The organism is Mycolicibacterium sp. XJ1819 (assembly GCF_053483675.1).
Genome location: NZ_JBEFST010000022.1, coordinates 1 through 17,918 on the forward strand (window position 1 = coordinate 1; position 17,918 = coordinate 17,918).

Here is a 17,918-nt window from a genome sequence, read left to right on the forward strand (position 1 = left end):
GTCTGGCGTCGACGTTGTCGACGCGATGACGGGAGGACGCGTGAGGGTCCGCATCGACCCGGCCAAGTGCACCGGCCACGGACAGTGCGCCGCCAATGCGCCGGAGGTGTACGAACTCGACGATCTCGGTTACGCGGTGCCGATGGACGGCCCCGTTCCCGACGGTCTCGAGGCGCAGGCCAAACTCGGCGCGGGGGCGTGCCCCGAGCGCGCGATCGCCGTCGTCGAATAGGCCGATCGGTCGGCTCGACTGAATCCGGGGATTTCCGCCGTCCCGGCAGGTAGCTTCAAAGGCGTCGGGATCGTTCGACCCTCTGCGGGGGACATCACGATGTCCGGGTGACGTTTCGGGAGGTCGCACGAATCCGCCGTCACCGCTTACCTCTTCGGCGCGAGGAGACCCTCGAGACATGACCAACCTAGAAACCTCAAATGACAGCCGCACCGACCCGGGCGTGCCCGTCGTGGAGTTTTTGCCCGGCGCGCCGCAGCCGGTGATGGGCAACGCGAAACTGATGGCCGAGCTGAGGGAGATCGGTCCGATTCTGTGGAACACCGCCGAACAGGGGTTCTGGGTGCTCACCGATGGTGAGCTGGTGCGCGAGGTGTATTCGGACCCGCAGACCTTCTCCAGTTCCTCGACGGTCGCGAACATGCCCGACCCGCCGTATCTGTGGATCCCGCAGATGCTCGATCCGCCCGAGCACACCGAATGGCGCCACCTGCTGGCCCCCTACTTCTCCCCCGGCAATCTCAAGCGGCTCGAGGACTCGGTGCGCACGCGGTGCAGCGCGCTGCTCGACGAGGTGGTCCAAGACAACAGTTGCGAGTACCGCCAGGCATTCGCCGACCGCTACCCGACCTCGATCTTCCTGGACATGTTCGGCGCCCCAATCGAAGATCTGCCGCAGTTCCTGGTGTGGGAGAACGACATCCTGCACCTGAACCCCGAGGACGATCCCGACCACACCCGCCAGATCGGCGCGATGATGGCGGTGATGGGTTACTTCAGCGACCTCATCGAACAGCGTCGCAAGCAACCCCGCGAAGACATCGTCTCGCACAGCCTGACGTGGCGTATCGACAACAAGCCGATTCCGACCGAACAGCTGCTGTCGTTCTGCCTGCTGATGTTCATGGCCGGGTTGGACACCGTGACGATCCAGCTGACCTACTCGATGTACCACCTGGCCACCCATCCCGAGGACCGCCGCCGCATCGTCGAGGATCCTGGCGTGCTGCGTACCGCGGTCGAAGAACTACTGAGGGTCTACACGTTCGTGCCGCCCGCCCGGAAAGTCATGAAAGACATCGACTTCCACGGCGTTCAGATGAAGGCCGGCGACATGGTGCACGTACCGATGCACGGGCCCTGCCACGACGACCGCCTGTTCCCCGACCCGATGCGCGCGGTCATCGATCGTCAACCCAACCCGCACGCGGCGTTCGGGCTGGGACCGCACCGATGTGTCGGTGCGGCGCTGGCTCGCCGGGAACTGAATATCGCCTTGGAGCAATGGCATCAGCGGATTCCCGACTACCGCATCCCAGACGGTTTCGAGATCACCGAAACCGGGGGGATGCACGGCATCGAATCGTTGTTGCTGGAATGGGATTAGCGGTCCCGCCCGCCGGCGGCTGATAGTTTCGGCATGTGAAGCCCCGCCGGCTGCTCGTCCGGTATGCAGCCGGGCTGGTCTTCGCCTATCTGTTGACCGCCGCCGAAGTCGTCGCGATCGCGGTGTCACTGACCGGCCGCAGTGTGCTCACCCCGGCGATGATCGCCGCCACAGTGGCGTTGGTCGTCGTCGGCACCGTGATCGTCGCGGTCGGCGCGGTGCGCATCGTGGCACCCGCCCTGCGCTGGCTCGGCACCCGCGAACCCACCGAAGTCGAACGGCTCAGCGGGCTGAAGATCCTGCGCCGGCAGTCCGCGATCACCGTCGCGCCGTGGGTACTTGCCGCGGCCGTCCTGATTCCGCTGAACCTCGCCGCCAGAACCGAGGTGCAGGTGGTGATGGCCGCGGCGATCCTGTTCGGCACCATCGCCACGGTGTGCACCGGGTTTCTGTTCACCCTGCGCACCCTGCGTCCCGTGCTGGCGGGTTTGACGAGGGACTTCAGCCGAATCACACCGATCACCGCACCGGGGGTGCGGGCGCGGCTGCTGCTGATGTGGATGGTCTGTACCGCGCTGCCCGGGTTGGCGATCGCGTCGCTGCTGGTCATGCGGTCGCGCGGGTGGGTCATCGAGCAGAGCGCGCGGATCGAACTCGCGCTGCTCGTGCTCGCACTGGTCGCTGTCGTGCTCGGTTTGCGGGCCATGATCCTGGTGTCGATCTCGATCTCCGACCCGGTCGGTGAGGTCATCGGCGCAATGGCCAACGTCGCCCGGGGCCGCATCGACACCACACTCGAGGTGTACGAATGGTCTGAACTCGGGCGACTACAAGCCGGTTTCAATCGGATGGTCGCCGGGCTGCGGGAGCGCGAGCGGTTACGTGACCTGTTCGGGCGGCACGTGGGTGAGGAAGTCGTGCGGCGCGCGGTCGCCGACGAAGAGTCGCTGTCCGGCGACGAGCGTGACGTCGCGGTGCTGTTCGTGGATTTGGCGGCCTCCACACAGTTGGCGGCGACCCGCGAACCGCACGAGATCGCCGAGGTGCTCAACGAGTTCTTCCGGATCGTGGTCGACCAGGTGGACCGCCGCGACGGGCTGATCAACAAGTTCCAGGGCGACGCGGCGCTGGCGGTGTTCGGCGCGCCGCTACGCACGCCCGATCCGGCCACCGCGGCCCTGGCCACCGCGCGCACGTTGGCCACCGAACTGCGTCGTCTACAAGTCGATTTCGGAATCGGGGTATCCGCTGGCCCAGTGTTTGCGGGCAATATCGGCGCCGAGAACCGCTACGAGTACACCGTGGTCGGCGACGCGGTCAACGAGGCGGCCAGGCTCGCCGACCGCGCCAAGGAGTTCGAGGGCCGGGTGTTGTGTTCGAAGGCGGCGGTCGAGCGTGCGGGCGTCGCCGAGCGACCGCACTGGACGGTTCAGGGGTCCGAGACGTTACGCGGCCGTCTCCAGCCGACCGAGATCTCCGCGCCGATCGGACGATAATTGCATACGTCTCACATGAGAATCCGGTTCTCAATATGCTGCCCACGATGAAGTTCGGATTATGTGCGTGGTGGATCGAGTACATCTATACCGCCGACAACACCCTGAACCGGCCGCGACAGTAAAGCAGACCGTGTCGATAACAGCTTCCAGACCGCGCACCTCGCCGCTGCGGGTGGCGATGGGCAGCTTCATCGGCACGACGGTCGAGTTCTACGACTTCCTGATCTACGGCACCGCGGCCGCCCTGGTGTTCCCGAAGCTGTTCTTCCCCAACGTCTCCCCCGCGTCCGGGCTGCTGCTGTCGTTCGCCACATTCGGCGTCGGATTCGTCGCCCGACCGCTGGGCGGAGTGGTGTTCGGCCACTTCGGCGACCGCGTCGGGCGCAAGCGGATGCTCGTCTACTCGCTGCTGCTGATGGGCGGTGCAACGGTGCTCATGGGCCTGCTGCCCACCTACACCCAGATCGGACTGGCCGCCCCGATCCTGTTGACCGTGCTGCGGCTTGTGCAGGGCTTCGCTGTCGGCGGGGAATGGGGTGGCGCCACGCTGATGGCCGTCGAGCACGCCTCGGCCGAACGCAAGGGACTGTACGGGGCCTTCCCGCAGATGGGCGCACCCGCAGGCACCGCGACGGCGACCCTGGCGTTCTACCTGGTGTCCCTGCTGCCCGACGAGCAGTTCCTGGCTTGGGGTTGGCGCATACCCTTTTTGGCAAGCGCCGTGCTGATCGTCATCGGCGTGGTGATTCGCCTGTCGCTCACCGAAAGCCCGGACTTCGATGCGCTGCGGCAACGGGCGCGGGTCGCGCGACTGCCGATCGCGGATGCGTTCCGCAAGCACTGGAAGCAGATCGTGCTGGTGGCCGGCGCGTACCTGTCGCAGGGGGTGTTCGCCTACATCTGCGTCGCGTATCTGGTGTCATACGGCACTACGGTCGCCGGGATCGACCGCACACAGGCCCTTTTAGGCGTGTTCGTCGCCGCCGTGGTCGCAGTCATGACATATCCGTTGTTCGGCGCGTTGTCCGACCGCTACGGACGCAGGCGGGTGTTCGTCTCGGGTGTGGTGCTGATGGGTCTGTCGATCACACCTGCGTTCGCGATGATCAACACCGGCAACCCCGCGCTCTTCTTGGCGGCGCTTCTGCTCGTGTTCGGTTTCGCGATGGCGCCGGCGGCCGGGGTGACGGGGTCGTTGTTCGCCATGGCATTCGACGCCGACGTCCGCTACAGCGGTGTGTCGATCGGCTACACGCTGTCGCAGGTGCTGGGTTCCGCGTTCGCGCCGACGATCGCGGCCGCACTCTACGCCGCGACCCAGAGCAGTGATTCGATCGTGGTCTATCTGGTTGCGGTGTCGGCGGTTTCGGCGGTGGCGGCCTGCTTCCTACCATCGAGACGCGAGCAGACACCGTGAAGGGGTGCCCGCTTGAGCGGCGGCGTCAGGCGAGCCGCTTCTCGGCGTAGAGGCGCGCCCACTCCTTGCGGGGACGAATCGACACGTCGACGTCGGTGGCCTTGGCGCGCAACGCCTTCACCGTCGCCTGCTCCTTCGGCGTCCTGGCGAACGGGTCCCAGCTGAAAAAGTTGCACGCGTTCTGCCAGGTGATCTTGTTGATGTCGGTGTCGTCGGCACCCGCGGCGTTCAGTTCGGCCAGCACCTGCTCGGGCGCATCGGGCCAGAAGCAGTCCGAGTGCGGGTAGTCGCATTCCCACGCGATGATGTCGATGCCGATCTCGTGACGCAGTTTCAGCGACGTCTTGTCGGTGACGTAGCAGGCCAGCGAGTGCTCACGGAAGACATCGCTGGGCAGTTTGTCGCCGAAGTCGCGGCGCAGCCATTTCTGGTTGGTGTAGTGGCGGTCGCTGCGGTCCAGATAGAACGGTATCCAACCGATCCCGCCCTCGGAGAACGCGAACTTCAGGTCCGGATACTTGCGCATCGCCGGGCCCCACAGCAGGTCCTGGGCGCACATCGCCGACACCTGGGTGGCCAGGATGATCATGTTGTCGATCGGCGCGTTGGGCGCCATGCTGATCGCGCCGAAGCCGGTGCCGATGTGCAGGCACATCACCACGTTCTCCTCGGACAACGTCTGGAACACCGGCCCCCAGTACTCGTCGTCGTGGTAGCTCGGAAGGCCTTCCAGATGAGGCAACTCGGGCATGGTGACCGCGCGGCATCCCTTGGCGGCCACCCGGCGGATCTCAGCGCACATCGCCTCGGGATTCCAGGTCGGCAGCACCGCGATCGGGATGAAGCGGTCCGGATAGGAACCGGCCCACTCGTCGATGTGCCAGTCGTTGTAGGCCGACACCATCACCAGCGTGACCTCTTCGCGGTGCATGTTGAGGTGGCGGGCGGAGAACCCGGTGAACGTCGGGAAGCACATCGAGGCGAGGATGCCGTTGCGGTTCATGTCGCGTACGCGTTCGTGAACGTCGTACACCCCCGGGCGCATCTCGGCGAAACCCGCGGGATCGCGGCCCCACTCCTCGGCGGGCCAGGACACCACCGCGTTGAGTCCGCTGACGCCCTGCGGCCTGCCCTGGTACATCCACTGGTCGACGCCGTTGTCGTCGGTGACCACCACCGGCGCCTCGTCGCGGTACTTGGCGGGGACGTGGTTGAGGAACATGTCGGGGGGTTCCACGACATGGTCATCGATGCTCACCAGTATCAGGTCGTCGACATTCATAACCCCAGTAGTACCGTGTGACGGCATGACCGTCTCTGCGGTATCGGACAGAGGTTTAGCCCAATCGGCCACCGGGGCCGGCCGGGTCATCGACCTGCGCCGGGGCGGACAGGCCCAGGGCGGCAGCTACCTCTACCACGGCGACGCCCTGATCACGGGCTGGCATTCGCACGACGTGCACCAGATCGAGTACGCGATCGGCGGCGTGGTCGAGGTGCACACGGCCACCGCGCACTATCTGCTTCCACCGCAGCAGGCCGCCTGGCTTCCCGCCGGTCTCGAGCATCAGGCGGCGATGAACCCGGACGTGCGGACCGTCGCGGTGATGTTCGACCCGGCGCTGGTCGACGCTCCCGGCGACCGTGCCCGCATCCTCGCGGTGTCGCCGCTTATCCGGGAGATGATGATCTACGCGCTGCGCTGGCCCATCGACCGCGCGTCCGGCTCCGCCGACGAGGAGAGGGTCTCCGACGCGTTCTTCCGCACCCTGGCCGATTTGGTGTCCGAGGCGCTCGATCATGAGGCGCCGCTGAGCCTGCCGGCGTGTGAGCACCCGATCGTGGCCGCCGCGATGGACTACACCAAGCGGCATCTGGACTCGGCGACGGCCGAAGAGGTCAGCCGCGCGGTGTCGGTCTCCGAGCGCACCCTGCGCCGCCTGTTCGCCGACGAGCTGGGCTTGTCCTGGCGGACCTACCTGCTGCACGCCCGCATGCTGCGCGCAATGGCGCTTCTGGCGGCGCCGGGCCAGACGGTGCAGGAGACCGCGACCGCCGTCGGCTTCGACAGTTTGAGTTCGTTCAGTCGCGCGTTCGCCCAGTTCTGTGGCGAGACTCCCAGCACCTACCGCAAACGCATTGGGTCCCAGGGGGTTTGAGCTACCACTCGTCGCCGGGATGGCGAAACAGCCCGTGGCGCAACAGTTTGTTGACACTGTCCTGCCAGCGGGCGAGCTGCTCGGGCGAGGTCAGGGTGTCGGGCAGCTGCCGGTCGACGTGACTGCGCATCATCAAGGTGCCGACCGCGAGGATCAGCGCGTTCAGCGTCGCCCAGGTCAGGTCGACGTCGGAGCGCAGCTCACCGTTTTCTTTGCGTTGATTCCACCGGGTGGTGCCGAAGGCCGTCAGCGTGTCGAAGATCGTCTCGCCGAGCGGACTTCCGTCGATCAGCGCTCTGCCGAAGTAGTCGACGATGTCGGGGTGCTCGACGATGAGCCGGTTGATCCTGTTGCCCATCTCGGCCAGCGAGTCCTCGGGCGGGGCGGGCACCGGCCGTGCGAAGAACTCGATCACCACACTCATCACATGCTCGTCGACGGCCTTGACGAGCCCGGCCTTGGTGGCGAAGTGGTGCTGGACCAAGCCGAGGGAGACACCCGCGTCGGCCGCGACGGCACGCAGCGTCGTCGCGGCGGCACCTCGCGTGGCGATGCTTCGCAGCGCCGCGCGGCGGATGCGCTCGATGGTCGACAGTTCGTCGCCACGGACGCGCTCCGGCTCCGACAGCAGTGTCATCGTTCAGCTTTTTCGGTGGTCACCCGCCTAGGTTATACAATACGGCCGTATCGTGTCTACGATACAAGCGTATTGTTGACGTCCCTGATGAATACGGAAGGCACCCCAGTGCGCGACCACAGACAACCGACGGCGGCCGCTGGGCCGTGTGACTCCCGGGGGTCCGTCAGCCCGATCGTGATCAACGAGGCATGGCGGCCCGCCTGCACCCGCGATCCGGACCGGTGGACGACGACGGCCGATCACGGGGCGATCGAGCTTTGTCGCTCCTGCCCCCTGCGCTGGCGGTGCGCGCAGGAAGCGTGCATGACGCCCGGGGCCGAAGGGGTGTGGGCGGGCATCCTGATCCCCGAGGCCGGTCGGGCTCGCCGGTTCGCGCTCAAGCAACTGCGGTCGCTGGCCGAACTCAACGGCTATCCGGCCCGGCGGTCGACCGCGTCCTGACCGCTGGCCTCGCACCGGGCAGTGAGTTTCGACACCGAGGCACCGGATGAGGTTTCGAGCCGGCGAATTCGGGCAAACATTGGCCCATGAACAACGACGGGGTGGGCGACGCCATCGCCACGGTGGGGCTTTTTCTGACGTTCACCGCGATCATCGCCAGCGCCATCTGCGCGGCCGGGTGGGGACTGTCGGATGCATACCTGGGCACCGTGGCGGGGGTGATCGCGGTGTTCAGCTTCTCGGCCAGCATCATCTGCTTTCGCGCCCAGGCCACCGAACGTGAGCACACGCAACTCGGCGTCAACTGACGGTTCTCTGCCGTCGATGTTTCCGTAGTGCGGGCGGTGGGACTCGAACCCACACGTTCTTTCGAACACGGGCACCTAAAGCCCGCGCGTATCGCCAATTTCGCCACGCCCGCGGCGTCGCCGATCGTACCGCGCCCACCGAGGAGTTCGTCGAGCGCAAGGCAGTCACGGTACCGTTGGAACGTGTCCACTACGCGGCGTAGGAGACCGGCGCTCATCGCGTTGGTGATCGTCGGCGCTGCGGGCTGCCTGGCTTTGGCCTGGTGGCAGTGGACCCGCTTCGAATCCACCTCGGGTGACTTCCAGAACCTCGGCTACGCCCTGCAGTGGCCGTTCTTCGCCGGATTCCTCGTCTACGCCTACTACAAGTTCGTGCGCTACGAAGAGGCCCCGCCCGAACCGAAGGATCCCGACGCCGTCACCGAGATCCCCGCCGGTCTGCTGCCCGAACGGCCGAAGGCGACGGCCGGGGCGGACGACGACCCCACACTTCGCGAATACAACGCATACCTCGCCGACCTGGCTCGAAGAGACGACCTCGCCAAGAAAGACAAGGAACAACCGACATCATGACCGAGGCCACCAGCACCCCCGTCGAACCCATCCGCAAAGCACTTCTCGGCTACCGCGTGATGGCCTGGGCAACCGGTATCTGGCTGATCGCGCTGTGCTACGAGATGGTGATGAAGTACGGCTTCGGGGTGGAGGGGCTGAACTGGATCGCCGTCGTGCACGGCTGGGTGTACTTCGTCTATCTGCTCTTCACCGCCAACCTCGCGGTCAAGGTGCGCTGGCCGATCGCCAAGACCGTCGGCGTGCTCCTGGCAGGCACCATCCCGCTGGTCGGCATCGTCGTCGAGCAGATCCAGACCAGAGAGATCAAGCAGAAGTACGAGATCTGAGTCGTCGCGGTCAGCGCGCGACGTCGCGCAGCGCGGGCACCAATGCCGTCAACGCCCGCCCGCGATGCGACACCGTGTCCTTCTCGGCGGGGCTGAGTTCGGCCGCGGTACGGGTCGACCCCGACGGCAGGAACACCGGGTCGTACCCGAATCCGCCGCCACCCCGTGGTTCGCGCGTGATGCTGCCCGGCCAGACCCCCCGCACCACCACCTCACCCGCGGCGGACACCAGCGCACACGCCGACACGAACGCCGCCGCGCGCCGGTCATCGGGCACATCCGACAGCTGCGCCAGCAGCAGCGCCGTATTGGCGGCGTCGTCACCGTGACGCCCCGACCACCGCGCCGACAACACGCCCGGCATACCGTTCAGCGCCTCGACCTCCAGACCGGAATCGTCTGCCACACAAGCCAATCCGGTGGCACGAAACGCGTCGCGTGCCTTGACGATCGCGTTCTCCTCGAAAGTGGCGCCCGTTTCCGGAGTTTCGTCGAACGGCGGGACGTCGTCGAGCGTCAACAGCGTCAGACCCGACACGCCCGCGGCGTCGAGCACCCGGTGAAGTTCGGCCAGCTTCTTGCGATTGCGGCTGACCACCAGCAGTTCGGTCAGCTTCCGAACGCCTTCTTCTGCGGCTCCGGCGATTCGGGCAGCGTCCCCGGATACGGCAACTCCAACGCGTCGCGCTGAATCGTGAAGATCTGCTCGCAGGCCTCCATCGCGGCGTCGAGCATCTTGTCCAGCGTCGAGCGCGGGAACGTCGCACCTTCCCCGGTGCCCTGGATTTCCACCAGGGTGCCGGTGTCGGTGGCGACGACGTTCATGTCCACCTCGGCGCGGGAGTCCTCGGTGTAGGGCAGATCGACGCGGATGCGGCCGTCGACCACGCCGACGCTGACCGCCGCGATCGCACACGACAACGGCCGCGGATCGGACAGTCGGCCTGCCGCGGCCAGCCACGTCACCGCGTCGGCCAGCGCCACGTACGCGCCGGTGATCGCCGCGGTGCGGGTGCCGCCGTCGGCCTGCAGCACATCGCAGTCGATGGCGATGGTGTTCTCGCCCAGCGCGCCCAGATCGATGCAGGCCCGCAGTGACCGGCCGACCAACCGGCTGATCTCCTGGGTGCGGCCGCCGACGCGGCCCCTGACCGACTCGCGGTCCGAGCGCTCGTGAGTGGCGGCGGGCAGCATCGCGTACTCGGCGGTCAACCAGCCCTGGCCGGAGCCCTTGCGCCAGCGCGGCACTCCCTCGGTCACGCTGGCCGTGCACATCACCCGGGTCTGGCCGAACTCGACCAGGACCGAGCCGGCCGGGTGGCTGGTGAAACCGCGGGTGATGCGGACCGGTCGCAACTCGTTGTCGAGCCGGCCGTCTTCTCGTGTGGACACGCGCCCAACCCTAACCGGTGGGTCCGTCACCGCCGAGATCGGCGTTTTGTCGCGTTCTTCTCGCACTTTGGCACCCGAATGTCCGTTTGGGCGTCAGAGGAGGAGCCGCGCCGCGCTCAGTTGCGGGGGACGTCGAACGTCTCGCCGGCCACCACCGCGTGCACGGGACCGTCGAACTCGGCCTTGGCCTCGCTGATGACGTCCTCGCGCGATGTCCACGGCGGAATGTGGGTGAGCAGCAATTCGGCGACGCCCGCCTCCTTGGCCGCCCGCCCGGCCTCGGTGCCCGACAGGTGCAGGTTCGGCGGCCGGTCGGGCGAATGCGTCCAGGACGCCTCGCACAGAAACACATCGGCGTCCCGCGCGAGGTCGATCAGCGCGTCGCAGTACCCGGTGTCGCCGCTGTAGACCAGCGTGGCGCCCGACGGGTCGGTCAGCCGCATGCCGTACGACTCGGTCGGGTGGCAAACAATGCGCGGTTCCACGCTGAGCGCCCCGATCTGTTCGGCCTTCCGGTCGACCCAGTGGCGGACCTCGAACACATCGGTGAAGTCGTCGATCTCGCCGCCCTCGGGAGAGGACGCCGCGCCCAGCCGCGCCCAGGTGTTGGCCGGTCCGTAGAGCAGCCCGCGTTCCTGGGCGGGCGACGGGTGATAGCGCCGCCACACGAACAGCCCGGGCAGATCCAGACAGTGGTCGGCGTGCAGATGCGACAACAGCACAGAGACGGAGTTCGGGTCGGCGTGACGCTGCAGCGCACCGAGCACTCCGCCGCCGAAATCAAGGACTAGCGGCGGCGTATCGGGCGCGGTGACCAGATACCCGGACGCTGGCGAATCCGCCCCGACAACACTGCCGGAGCAACCGAGGACGGTGATTCGCACACTCCCTAGCTTGCCATGCCGCCGAGCGTCTGACGAAAACATCCCCGGTTTGCGCGACGCAGATCATTTCTCGCTGCCGACGTGACTTCGCACGCGGCGCACACCGTCGAGGGTCGGTCCGAGAAATCGCGCCGCGAGCGTCGTGAACGCCTCGGGATCGCCGGTCGCCTCGAACTGCCGGCGCGCCACGGCGCCCGGATCGGTCGGGTGCGGCCGCAGCAAATCCGCCTCGGTGAGCACGCGCAGCAGGTCCTTGGCGGTCTCCTCGGCGCTGGACACCAACGTCACGTGGTCGCCCATCGCCAGCTGGATCAGTCCCGACAGCATCGGATAGTGCGTGCAGCCCAGCACCAGCGTGTCCACCTCGGCGCGCTGCAGCGGCTCCAGATATCCCTCGGCCAACCCGAGCACCTGTCGTCCGCTGGTGATACCCCGCTCGACGAAGTCGACGAACCGCGGGCAGGCCACCCCGATCACCTCGGTGTCGCGCGCGGCGGCAAACGCGTCCTGATACGCGCGGGAGTCGATGGTCGCCTGGGTGCCGATCACGCCGATGCGCCCGTTGCGGGTGGCGGCCACCGCCCGGCGCACCGCGGGCAGGATCACCTCGATCACCGGGACGGGGGCGTAGCGCTCACGCGCGTCACGCAGGCAGGCCGACGACGCGGTGTTGCAGGCGATGACGAGCGCCTTGACGCCGCGCGACACCAAGTCGTCGCCGATGGCCAGCGCATGCGCGCGGATCTGCGGGATGGTCAGTGGGCCGTACGGACCGTTGGCGGTGTCGCCGACATAGACGATGTCCTCGTCGGGCAGTTGGTCGATGATCGCGCGGGCCACAGTCAGTCCACCGACACCGGAATCGAAGATGCCGACGGGCGCGTGGGCGTCGGCGGTCATCGATCGAGTCGCGGTGGCTGGACCGGCCGCCGCAACGCCCGCGCCTTGCGTTCGGGCCCCGACAACACGTAGGCGGCGACCACGCCGGCGATCGCGCCGCACAGATGCCCCTGCCACGACACCCCGAAGGTGCCGGGCAGCACGCCGAGCAGGATGCCGCCGTAGACGAACAGCACGACGACGCCGACGACGATCTCCCACGCCTTGCGGGTGAAGAAGCCGAACGCGATCAGAAACGTCAGCCAACCGAAGATCAGCCCGGACGCGCCGATGTGGTTGGTCTCCACCCCCGGCGGCGCGCCGGCGTTGCCGATCAGCCAGGTGCCGAAGCCGCCGAGGATCCAGACGATCGCCGTGGCGAAGATGAACCGCGACAGCCCGGCCAGCGTCATCAGGAAACCGAGCACCAGGGCCGGCACCGTGTTGGCGATCAGGTGTTCCCAGTTCGAGTGCAGCAACGGGGCGAAGACGATCCCCCACAGCCCGTCGGTCTCCAGCGGACGGATGCCGTTGTTGTCCAACCGGTGGCCGGTCAACGAGTCCCACAACTCGATGAACCACAGCAGCACGACGAAGCTGACGATCGTGGCGCCGCCGACCATCCACGCCGGCCGCTTCTTCGGCTGTGGCGGTGGTGCGGCGGGCGAACCCGTCGGCCCGATCAAGCCCATAGCTGCCCTTCCAGCGCGTCCTCGGCGTCATCGAGGCTACCGGCGTAGGCACCGGTGGACAGATACTTCCAGCCGGCGTCGGCGACCACGAACGCGATGTCGGCCTGCTCACCGGCCTTGACGGCCTTGGCGGCCATCGCCAGCGCGGCGTGCAACACCGCACCGGTGGAGATGCCCGCGAAGATGCCCTCGGTCTGCACCAGTTCGCGGGTGCGTTTGACCGCGTCGTAGGAGCCCACCGAGTAGCGGGTGGTCAGCACGTCGGGGTCGTACAACTCGGGGATGAAGCCCTCGTCGATGTTGCGCAGTGCGTAAACCCCCTCGCCGTAGCGGGGTTCGGCGGCGACGATCTGCACGTCGGGCTTCTGCTCGCGCAGATAGCGTCCGGTGCCCATCAACGTGCCGGTGGTGCCCAGGCCCGCGACGAAATGGGTGATCTCGGGCAGGTCCGCGAACAGTTCGGGGCCGGTGCCCTCGTAGTGCGCCAGGCTGTTGGACTCGTTGCCATACTGGTAGAGCATCACCCATGACGGGTTCTGCGCCGCAAGCTCTTTGGCGTGCGCCACCGCGGTGTTCGAACCGCCCTCCGCGGGTGAGCCGATGATCTTCGCGCCGTAGAGTTCGAGCAGCTGGCGGCGTTCGGTCGAGGTGTTCTCGGGCATCACGCAGATCATCTGGTAGCCCTTGAGCAGCGCCGCCATCGCCAGCGAGATCCCGGTATTGCCGCTCGTCGGCTCCAGGATCGTCGCGCCGGGGTGCAGCAGACCGCGACGTTCGGCGTCCTCGATCATCCGCAACGCGGGCCGGTCCTTGATGGATCCGGTCGGGTTACGGTCCTCAAGCTTGGCCCACAGCCGCACATGCGGCTCGCCGTCGCGGTCCTCCCAGCGCGGCGAAAGCCGGGGCAAGCCCACCAACGGGGTGTTGCCCAGCGCTTCGAGCAGCGAGCCGTAGCGGGCCAAGGTCAGCCGCCTGCCACGGCGGGCAGGATGGTCACCGAGTCGCCGTCGGAGATCGCGGTGTCCAACCCGCCGGAGAACCGGACGTCTTCGTCGTTGACGTAGATGTTGACGAAGCGGTTCAGCTTGCCGGGGTTGGCCTTGTCCATCAGGCGCTCGGAGAAGCCCGAGTAGTTCGCGTCCAGGTCGCTGATGACCTCCGCGAGGGTCTTGCCGGTCGCGGTGACGCGCTTCTCACCGCCGGTGTGGCTGCGCATGATGGTCGGGATCGAGACGGTGACTGCCATTGATTGTTCTCCTGCAAACTCAGTACTGCTCAACGATTTTGACGGGTTCCTCGGTGACGACGCCGTCGACGATGCGGTAACTGCGCAACTCGTGCTCGTCGGGGTCGCGGGTGGACACCAGCACATAGTGCGCTTCGGGCTCGAACGCCAAGGAGATGTCGGTGCGGCTGGGGTAGGCCTCGGTCGCGGTGTGCGAGTGGTAGATGACGACGGGCACCTCGTCGGCCTCTTCCATCGCCCGCCACACCTTGAGCTGTTCCATCGAGTCGAAGCGGTAGAACGTCGGCGACCGTTCGGCGTTGACCATCGCGATGAACCGCTCGGGCCGATCAGTGCCCTCCGGGCCGGCGATGATGCCGCACGCCTCATCCGGGTGGTCGGTGCGGGCGTGGGCCACCATGGCGTCGACCAGGTCGGCTCGGATCACCAGCACGTCGTTCCCTTTCTGCCGCGAAACTGTATTCCAGCAGCGAAATGCCGGGTGCGGGCCTGCTGGAATGCAGTTTCGACGATCGTCACACGAACACTCCGGGCAACATGTCCCGGTATGCCGGTATTCCTGCCACCGAGTCGGCGGCCAGCACACCGGCCAGCACCGCGCGGGCCAGACAGTCCGCAGCCGCCGCCCCGACGGCGGTGACCAGCGGAACCTCCGGCGACATCGAGGCCGGGGTGTCGGGGTCCAGCGGCACCTCAACGGCGCCGGTGGCCAACGCGAACACCGTATCGCCATCCAGCGGCGTATGGCACGGCCGGATGGTGCGGGCCAGGCCGTCGTGGGCGGCGACCGCGACGCGCTTGCATGCGGCCTTGCTCAGCACCGCGTCGGTGGCCACCACCGCGATCGTGGTGTTCAGCGGGCGGTCTCCGCTGCTCAGCGGGCTCAGTTCGGTGTGCCGGGCGGCGTAGGCCGCGACCTGCTCGGGTGGCGGCGGCGTCAAGGCGAACTCCTCGATCTGGTCGGCCGACCACGGCAGCCCGGTGCCGGGGTCGACGACGTCGCCCGCGGCGTTGACGATCACCAGCGCCCCGACCGTCACCCCGGAGTCCAGGACCGTCGACGCGGTGCCGACCCCGCCCTTGAGCACCCCGACGCGCGCGCCGGTACCCGCGCCGACGGTGCCCGATGCCACCACCGGGCCCGCGCCGGCGGCGGCGGTGTAGCCGAACTCGGCGGTCGGGCGGCATTTCCAGCCGCCGACCGGAAGGTCGTAGACGACCGCCGCGGGCACGATCGGCACCACACCGTCGTCCAGCGCCACTCCCCTGCCCTGCTCCTCCAGCCAGGTCATCACGCCGTCGGCGGCGGCCAGTCCGAACGCGCTGCCACCGCTGAGTACCACCGCGTCGACGTGGCGCACCGAATTGGCCGGGTCGAGCAGGTCGGTCTCCCGGGTGCCGGGCGCCCCGCCGCGGCCGTCGACCGCGCCGACGGTGCCCGGCGGGGTGAGCACCACGGTCGTGCCGCTGGCCCACCCCGAACCCAGCGCGGCGTTCGCGTCGATCCGCTGGTGCTGGCCGACGTGAATACCGCTCACGTCGGTGATCGCGTTCACCACCCCGATTTCCCCATCATCCCCAGCACCAGATACTCCTGCAGCACGGTCAGCCATTGGTACACATCCCAGTGTCCCGCCATCGGGTGGTCGGGCGGCAATTCCTGTGGCCCCTCTGCGGTCACGCCCAGCATCGTGCCCAACGCCAGCCGCATGTCGTTGACCGCCGCCGCCCAGGCATGCGCGTCGTCCTCGGTGAGCTCGAACTTGCCACCGGTCTCCGGCACCGTCGCCAGCACCCGTTGCGCCGCTTGACGTTTGGCCTCGATGATCTCGGGTTCGTGCAGGCTGCGCAGCCCGCTGTTGAGACTCGCCGCGGTGCCCGAGCCCGCGGGATGATCGGTTTGCGGCCGGAAGAAGTCCGGCAGCAACCGCTTCAACGTCTCGTCCTCCGGCGGCGAGGAATGGCCAGTGCGCATACCGGTGATCTGTTCGAGTTCATCAGCGGGAGCTGAGCTTTCGCGCTCCTCGAGCATGCCCACCATGGACGTCGCGAGGTTCTGCAGCAGCGCCGCCTCATGGGGCTCGAGCGCCGAACGAAAGCGCGGGCCGTCAGCCGTTTCGACCCGTTTCCATTTGCGCACTGCTCGGTCAGCGGTCCTGCTGCATCGTCGCCCACAGGCCTGCGGCATGGAGTTTGGACACGTCGACCTCCATGGCTTCGCGGCTACCCGCGGACACCACGGCCTTACCCTCGTTGTGCACCTGCAGCATCAGTTTGGTCGCGTGCGGCTCGCTGTATCCGAACAGCTTCTGGAACACGTAGGTCACATAGGTCATCAGATTGACCGGGTCGTCCCAGACCAGGGTCACCCAGGGGGTGTCCGTCGCGTCGACCGTGGCGACGTCCCGTTCCTCGCGAGTCCCCGGTCGGGTCTTCGCCGGCGTAACCATGTGCTTCAGGATAGCCCGGCCATCACCGCGGCTTCGAACCACTACGGTTGCGGTGTGACCCCGATGTCACCGGCGTCGTCTCCGGCTTTGCTCACCGACAAATACGAGCTCACGATGCTTGCGGCCGCGCTACGCGACGGGACCGCACACCGCCGGACGACGTTCGAGGTGTTCGCGCGTCGGCTCCCGGAGGGTCGTCGTTACGGCATCGTCGCCGGCACCGGCCGGTTCGTGGAATCGTTGGCGCAGTTCGAATTCGACGACGCGGCCTTGGCGACGCTGGAAGGTTTCCTGGACCCGGCAACCCTGAGCTATCTGGGCGACTACCGGTTTCGCGGCGACGTCGACGGCTACGCCGAGGGCGAGCTGTACTTTCCCGGCTCTCCGGTATTGTCCGTGCACGGCGACTTCGGCGAATGCGTGGTGCTCGAGACGCTGGCGCTGTCGATCCTCAACCACGACAGCGCGATCGCCTCGGCCGCGGCGCGCATGGTCGGCGCCGCCGAGGACCGGCCGCTGATCGAGATGGGCTCTCGGCGCACACACGAACGGGCCGCCGTCGCCGCCGCACGGGCGGCCTACATCGCCGGGTTCAGCGGCTCGTCGAACCTGGAGGCCGAACGCACGTACGGGGTGCCCGCACTGGGCACCAGCGCGCACGCGTTCACGCTGTTGCACACCACCGGCAACGGTCCCGACGAGGTCGCCGCGTTCCGGGCACAGGTCGACGCGCTCGGGGTGGGCACGACGCTGTTGGTCGACACCTACGACATCGCCGCCGGGGTCGCCAACGCCGTCGAGGCGGCCGGGCCCGAACTCGGGGCCGTGCGCATCGACTCCGGCGATCTCGGGGTGATGGCCCGCCAGGTCCGCGAACAACTCGACAGGCTGGGCGCGCACCGGACCCGCATCGTGGTGTCCGGCGACCTCGACGAGTTCGCGATCGCCGCGCTGCGCGCCGAACCCGTCGACGTCTACGGGGTCGGCACCTCGGTGGTCACCGGGTCGGGCGCGCCGACGGCGGGCATGGTGTACAAGCTGGTGGAGGTGGACGGCATGCCGGTGGAAAAGCGCAGCAGCCACAAACAGTCCCACGGCGGGCGCAAGCAGGCGCTGCGGATGACCAAGAGCACCGGCACCATCGTCGAGGAGGTCATCCACCCGCACGGGCAGGCGCCCGAGCCGCCTCCGGGGCTCACCGCCCGGCCGTTGACCATCGATCTGGTGCGCGGTGGAGACCCGGTCGCCGAACTGCACCTGGACGCCGCGCGCGAACGCGTGCGGGCCGGCCTGCGCAGTTTGCCGTGGGACGGTCTCAAGCTGTCCCGCGGCGAACCGGCGGTGCCGACCCGGTTGATCCCCCCGCGCGACGGCGCTTAGGAGGCGTCAC

At 67.7% G+C, this 17,918-nt stretch carries 23 protein-coding genes and 1 tRNA gene; 10 read left to right on the forward strand and 14 right to left on the reverse strand.

Annotated elements, in window-relative coordinates:
* From ABQE89_RS21900 to ABQE89_RS21915, 4 genes are all read left to right on the forward strand, one after another.
* The coding region (locus ABQE89_RS21900; RefSeq protein ID WP_448420537.1) for a ferredoxin at window positions 1-232 on the forward strand (232 nt) is incomplete at its 5' end.
* 178 nt (window positions 233-410) lie between these two features.
* Entirely contained in the window at window positions 411-1,619 is a 1,209-nt protein-coding gene (locus ABQE89_RS21905; protein WP_448420539.1) for a cytochrome P450, read from the forward strand.
* Between the two features lie 35 nt (window positions 1,620-1,654).
* The gene (locus ABQE89_RS21910) at window positions 1,655-3,115 is read left to right on the forward strand and encodes an adenylate/guanylate cyclase domain-containing protein (RefSeq protein WP_448420541.1); all 1,461 of its coding nucleotides are present in this window, start codon (window positions 1,655-1,657) and stop codon (window positions 3,113-3,115) included.
* 181 nt (window positions 3,116-3,296) lie between these two features.
* Window positions 3,297-4,535 (forward strand): MFS transporter, encoded by a 1,239-nt coding sequence (locus tag ABQE89_RS21915; protein WP_448420723.1) that lies wholly within the window; start codon window positions 3,297-3,299, stop codon window positions 4,533-4,535.
* Between the two features lie 25 nt (window positions 4,536-4,560).
* On the opposite strand, the gene ABQE89_RS21920 is transcribed toward ABQE89_RS21915, so the two are convergent.
* Complete coding sequence (locus ABQE89_RS21920) at window positions 4,561-5,817, reverse strand: amidohydrolase family protein (RefSeq protein ID WP_448420543.1); 1,257 nt, start codon at window positions 5,815-5,817, stop codon at window positions 4,561-4,563.
* A gap of 25 nt (window positions 5,818-5,842) precedes the next feature.
* On the opposite strand from ABQE89_RS21920, the gene ABQE89_RS21925 reads away from it, so the two are divergent.
* Window positions 5,843-6,694 carry an AraC family transcriptional regulator gene (locus tag ABQE89_RS21925; RefSeq protein WP_448420545.1) on the forward strand — a complete coding sequence of 284 codons (852 nt, stop codon included), beginning with the start codon at window positions 5,843-5,845 and terminating at the stop codon, window positions 6,692-6,694.
* 1 nt (window position 6,695) lies between these two features.
* On the opposite strand, the gene ABQE89_RS21930 is transcribed toward ABQE89_RS21925, so the two are convergent.
* Window positions 6,696-7,331, reverse strand: a complete 636-nt coding sequence (locus ABQE89_RS21930; RefSeq protein WP_448420547.1) for a TetR/AcrR family transcriptional regulator — start codon at window positions 7,329-7,331, stop codon at window positions 6,696-6,698.
* Between the two features lie 174 nt (window positions 7,332-7,505).
* Here ABQE89_RS21930 and ABQE89_RS21935 point away from each other — a divergent pair, with 174 nt between their 5' ends.
* Window positions 7,506-7,775 carry a WhiB family transcriptional regulator gene (locus ABQE89_RS21935; RefSeq protein ID WP_448420725.1) on the forward strand — a complete coding sequence of 90 codons (270 nt, stop codon included), beginning with the start codon at window positions 7,506-7,508 and terminating at the stop codon, window positions 7,773-7,775.
* 86 nt (window positions 7,776-7,861) lie between these two features.
* The gene (locus ABQE89_RS21940; protein ID WP_448420549.1) at window positions 7,862-8,083 is read left to right on the forward strand and encodes a hypothetical protein; all 222 of its coding nucleotides are present in this window, start codon (window positions 7,862-7,864) and stop codon (window positions 8,081-8,083) included.
* Between the two features lie 28 nt (window positions 8,084-8,111).
* Here the strand turns inward: ABQE89_RS21940 and ABQE89_RS21945 are convergent.
* Window positions 8,112-8,196 (reverse strand) — tRNA-Leu (locus ABQE89_RS21945).
* A 70-nt stretch (window positions 8,197-8,266) separates the two neighbouring features.
* On the opposite strand from ABQE89_RS21945, the gene ABQE89_RS21950 reads away from it, so the two are divergent.
* The gene (locus tag ABQE89_RS21950; protein ID WP_448420551.1) at window positions 8,267-8,656 is read left to right on the forward strand and encodes a hypothetical protein; all 390 of its coding nucleotides are present in this window, start codon (window positions 8,267-8,269) and stop codon (window positions 8,654-8,656) included.
* A complete protein-coding gene (locus tag ABQE89_RS21955; RefSeq protein WP_448420553.1) occupies window positions 8,653-8,985 on the forward strand; it encodes a DUF3817 domain-containing protein in 333 nt (110 codons plus the stop codon). The genes ABQE89_RS21950 and ABQE89_RS21955 overlap by 4 nt, the downstream gene beginning before the upstream one ends.
* Window positions 8,986-8,995: 10 nt before the next feature.
* Here ABQE89_RS21955 and rdgB read toward each other — a convergent pair whose 3' ends face one another.
* From rdgB to clpS, 11 genes are all read right to left on the reverse strand, one after another.
* On the reverse strand, window positions 8,996-9,598 hold the full coding sequence (gene rdgB, locus ABQE89_RS21960; protein WP_448420727.1) for an RdgB/HAM1 family non-canonical purine NTP pyrophosphatase: 603 nt from the start codon (window positions 9,596-9,598) through the stop codon (window positions 8,996-8,998).
* Window positions 9,595-10,377 (reverse strand): ribonuclease PH, encoded by a 783-nt coding sequence (gene rph / locus ABQE89_RS21965; RefSeq protein WP_448420555.1) that lies wholly within the window; start codon window positions 10,375-10,377, stop codon window positions 9,595-9,597. Before rph ends, rdgB begins: the two co-directional genes overlap by 4 nt.
* A gap of 116 nt (window positions 10,378-10,493) precedes the next feature.
* Window positions 10,494-11,303 carry a cyclic nucleotide-degrading phosphodiesterase gene (locus tag ABQE89_RS21970; RefSeq protein ID WP_448420557.1) on the reverse strand — a complete coding sequence of 270 codons (810 nt, stop codon included), beginning with the start codon at window positions 11,301-11,303 and terminating at the stop codon, window positions 10,494-10,496.
* 21 nt (window positions 11,304-11,324) lie between these two features.
* Window positions 11,325-12,161: a glutamate racemase gene (murI, locus tag ABQE89_RS21975; RefSeq protein ID WP_448420559.1), complete on the reverse strand. Its 837-nt coding sequence runs from the start codon at window positions 12,159-12,161 to the stop codon at window positions 11,325-11,327.
* Window positions 12,158-12,832: a rhomboid family intramembrane serine protease gene (locus ABQE89_RS21980; RefSeq protein WP_448420561.1), complete on the reverse strand. Its 675-nt coding sequence runs from the start codon at window positions 12,830-12,832 to the stop codon at window positions 12,158-12,160. Before ABQE89_RS21980 ends, murI begins: the two co-directional genes overlap by 4 nt.
* Window positions 12,823-13,794, reverse strand: coding sequence for a cysteine synthase (locus ABQE89_RS21985; protein WP_448420563.1), 972 nt, complete (start codon window positions 13,792-13,794; stop codon window positions 12,823-12,825). Before ABQE89_RS21985 ends, ABQE89_RS21980 begins: the two co-directional genes overlap by 10 nt.
* Window positions 13,795-13,796: 2 nt before the next feature.
* Complete coding sequence (locus ABQE89_RS21990; protein ID WP_448420565.1) at window positions 13,797-14,078, reverse strand: MoaD/ThiS family protein; 282 nt, start codon at window positions 14,076-14,078, stop codon at window positions 13,797-13,799.
* A gap of 19 nt (window positions 14,079-14,097) precedes the next feature.
* On the reverse strand, window positions 14,098-14,511 hold the full coding sequence (locus tag ABQE89_RS21995) for a M67 family metallopeptidase (RefSeq protein WP_448420567.1): 414 nt from the start codon (window positions 14,509-14,511) through the stop codon (window positions 14,098-14,100).
* Window positions 14,512-14,593: 82 nt separating this feature from the next.
* On the reverse strand, window positions 14,594-15,634 hold the full coding sequence (locus ABQE89_RS22000) for a P1 family peptidase (protein ID WP_448420729.1): 1,041 nt from the start codon (window positions 15,632-15,634) through the stop codon (window positions 14,594-14,596).
* Window positions 15,631-16,218 (reverse strand): oxidative stress transcriptional regulator AosR, encoded by a 588-nt coding sequence (gene aosR, locus ABQE89_RS22005; protein WP_448420569.1) that lies wholly within the window; start codon window positions 16,216-16,218, stop codon window positions 15,631-15,633. The genes ABQE89_RS22000 and aosR overlap by 4 nt, the downstream gene beginning before the upstream one ends.
* Window positions 16,219-16,225: 7 nt before the next feature.
* Complete coding sequence (gene clpS, locus ABQE89_RS22010) at window positions 16,226-16,528, reverse strand: ATP-dependent Clp protease adapter ClpS (RefSeq protein WP_448420571.1); 303 nt, start codon at window positions 16,526-16,528, stop codon at window positions 16,226-16,228.
* A 63-nt stretch (window positions 16,529-16,591) separates the two neighbouring features.
* Here clpS and ABQE89_RS22015 point away from each other — a divergent pair, with 63 nt between their 5' ends.
* Window positions 16,592-17,908, forward strand: a complete 1,317-nt coding sequence (locus ABQE89_RS22015) for a nicotinate phosphoribosyltransferase (protein WP_448420731.1) — start codon at window positions 16,592-16,594, stop codon at window positions 17,906-17,908.
* Window positions 17,909-17,918: the final 10 nt, after the last annotated feature.

Bases quoted from the DNA above. Each gene is read 5' to 3' on its own strand.
- ABQE89_RS21940 (WP_448420549.1), top strand. From the start codon at position 7,862: ATGAACAACGACGGGGTGGGCGACGCCATCGCCACGGTGGGGCTTTTT.
- ABQE89_RS21990 (WP_448420565.1), bottom strand. From the start codon at position 14,078: ATGGCAGTCACCGTCTCGATCCCGACCATCATGCGCAGCCACACCGGC.
- clpS (WP_448420571.1), bottom strand. From the start codon at position 16,528: ATGGTTACGCCGGCGAAGACCCGACCGGGGACTCGCGAGGAACGGGAC.
- ABQE89_RS21920 (WP_448420543.1), bottom strand. From the start codon at position 5,817: ATGAATGTCGACGACCTGATACTGGTGAGCATCGATGACCATGTCGTG.
- ABQE89_RS21980 (WP_448420561.1), bottom strand. From the start codon at position 12,832: ATGGGCTTGATCGGGCCGACGGGTTCGCCCGCCGCACCACCGCCACAG.
- ABQE89_RS21925 (WP_448420545.1), top strand. From the start codon at position 5,843: ATGACCGTCTCTGCGGTATCGGACAGAGGTTTAGCCCAATCGGCCACC.
- murI (WP_448420559.1), bottom strand. From the start codon at position 12,161: ATGACCGCCGACGCCCACGCGCCCGTCGGCATCTTCGATTCCGGTGTC.
- ABQE89_RS21970 (WP_448420557.1), bottom strand. From the start codon at position 11,303: ATGTTTTCGTCAGACGCTCGGCGGCATGGCAAGCTAGGGAGTGTGCGA.
- ABQE89_RS21930 (WP_448420547.1), bottom strand. From the start codon at position 7,331: ATGACACTGCTGTCGGAGCCGGAGCGCGTCCGTGGCGACGAACTGTCG.
- ABQE89_RS21915 (WP_448420723.1), top strand. From the start codon at position 3,297: ATGGGCAGCTTCATCGGCACGACGGTCGAGTTCTACGACTTCCTGATC.
- ABQE89_RS21955 (WP_448420553.1), top strand. From the start codon at position 8,653: ATGACCGAGGCCACCAGCACCCCCGTCGAACCCATCCGCAAAGCACTT.
- ABQE89_RS22015 (WP_448420731.1), top strand. From the start codon at position 16,592: ATGTCACCGGCGTCGTCTCCGGCTTTGCTCACCGACAAATACGAGCTC.
- ABQE89_RS21905 (WP_448420539.1), top strand. From the start codon at position 411: ATGACCAACCTAGAAACCTCAAATGACAGCCGCACCGACCCGGGCGTG.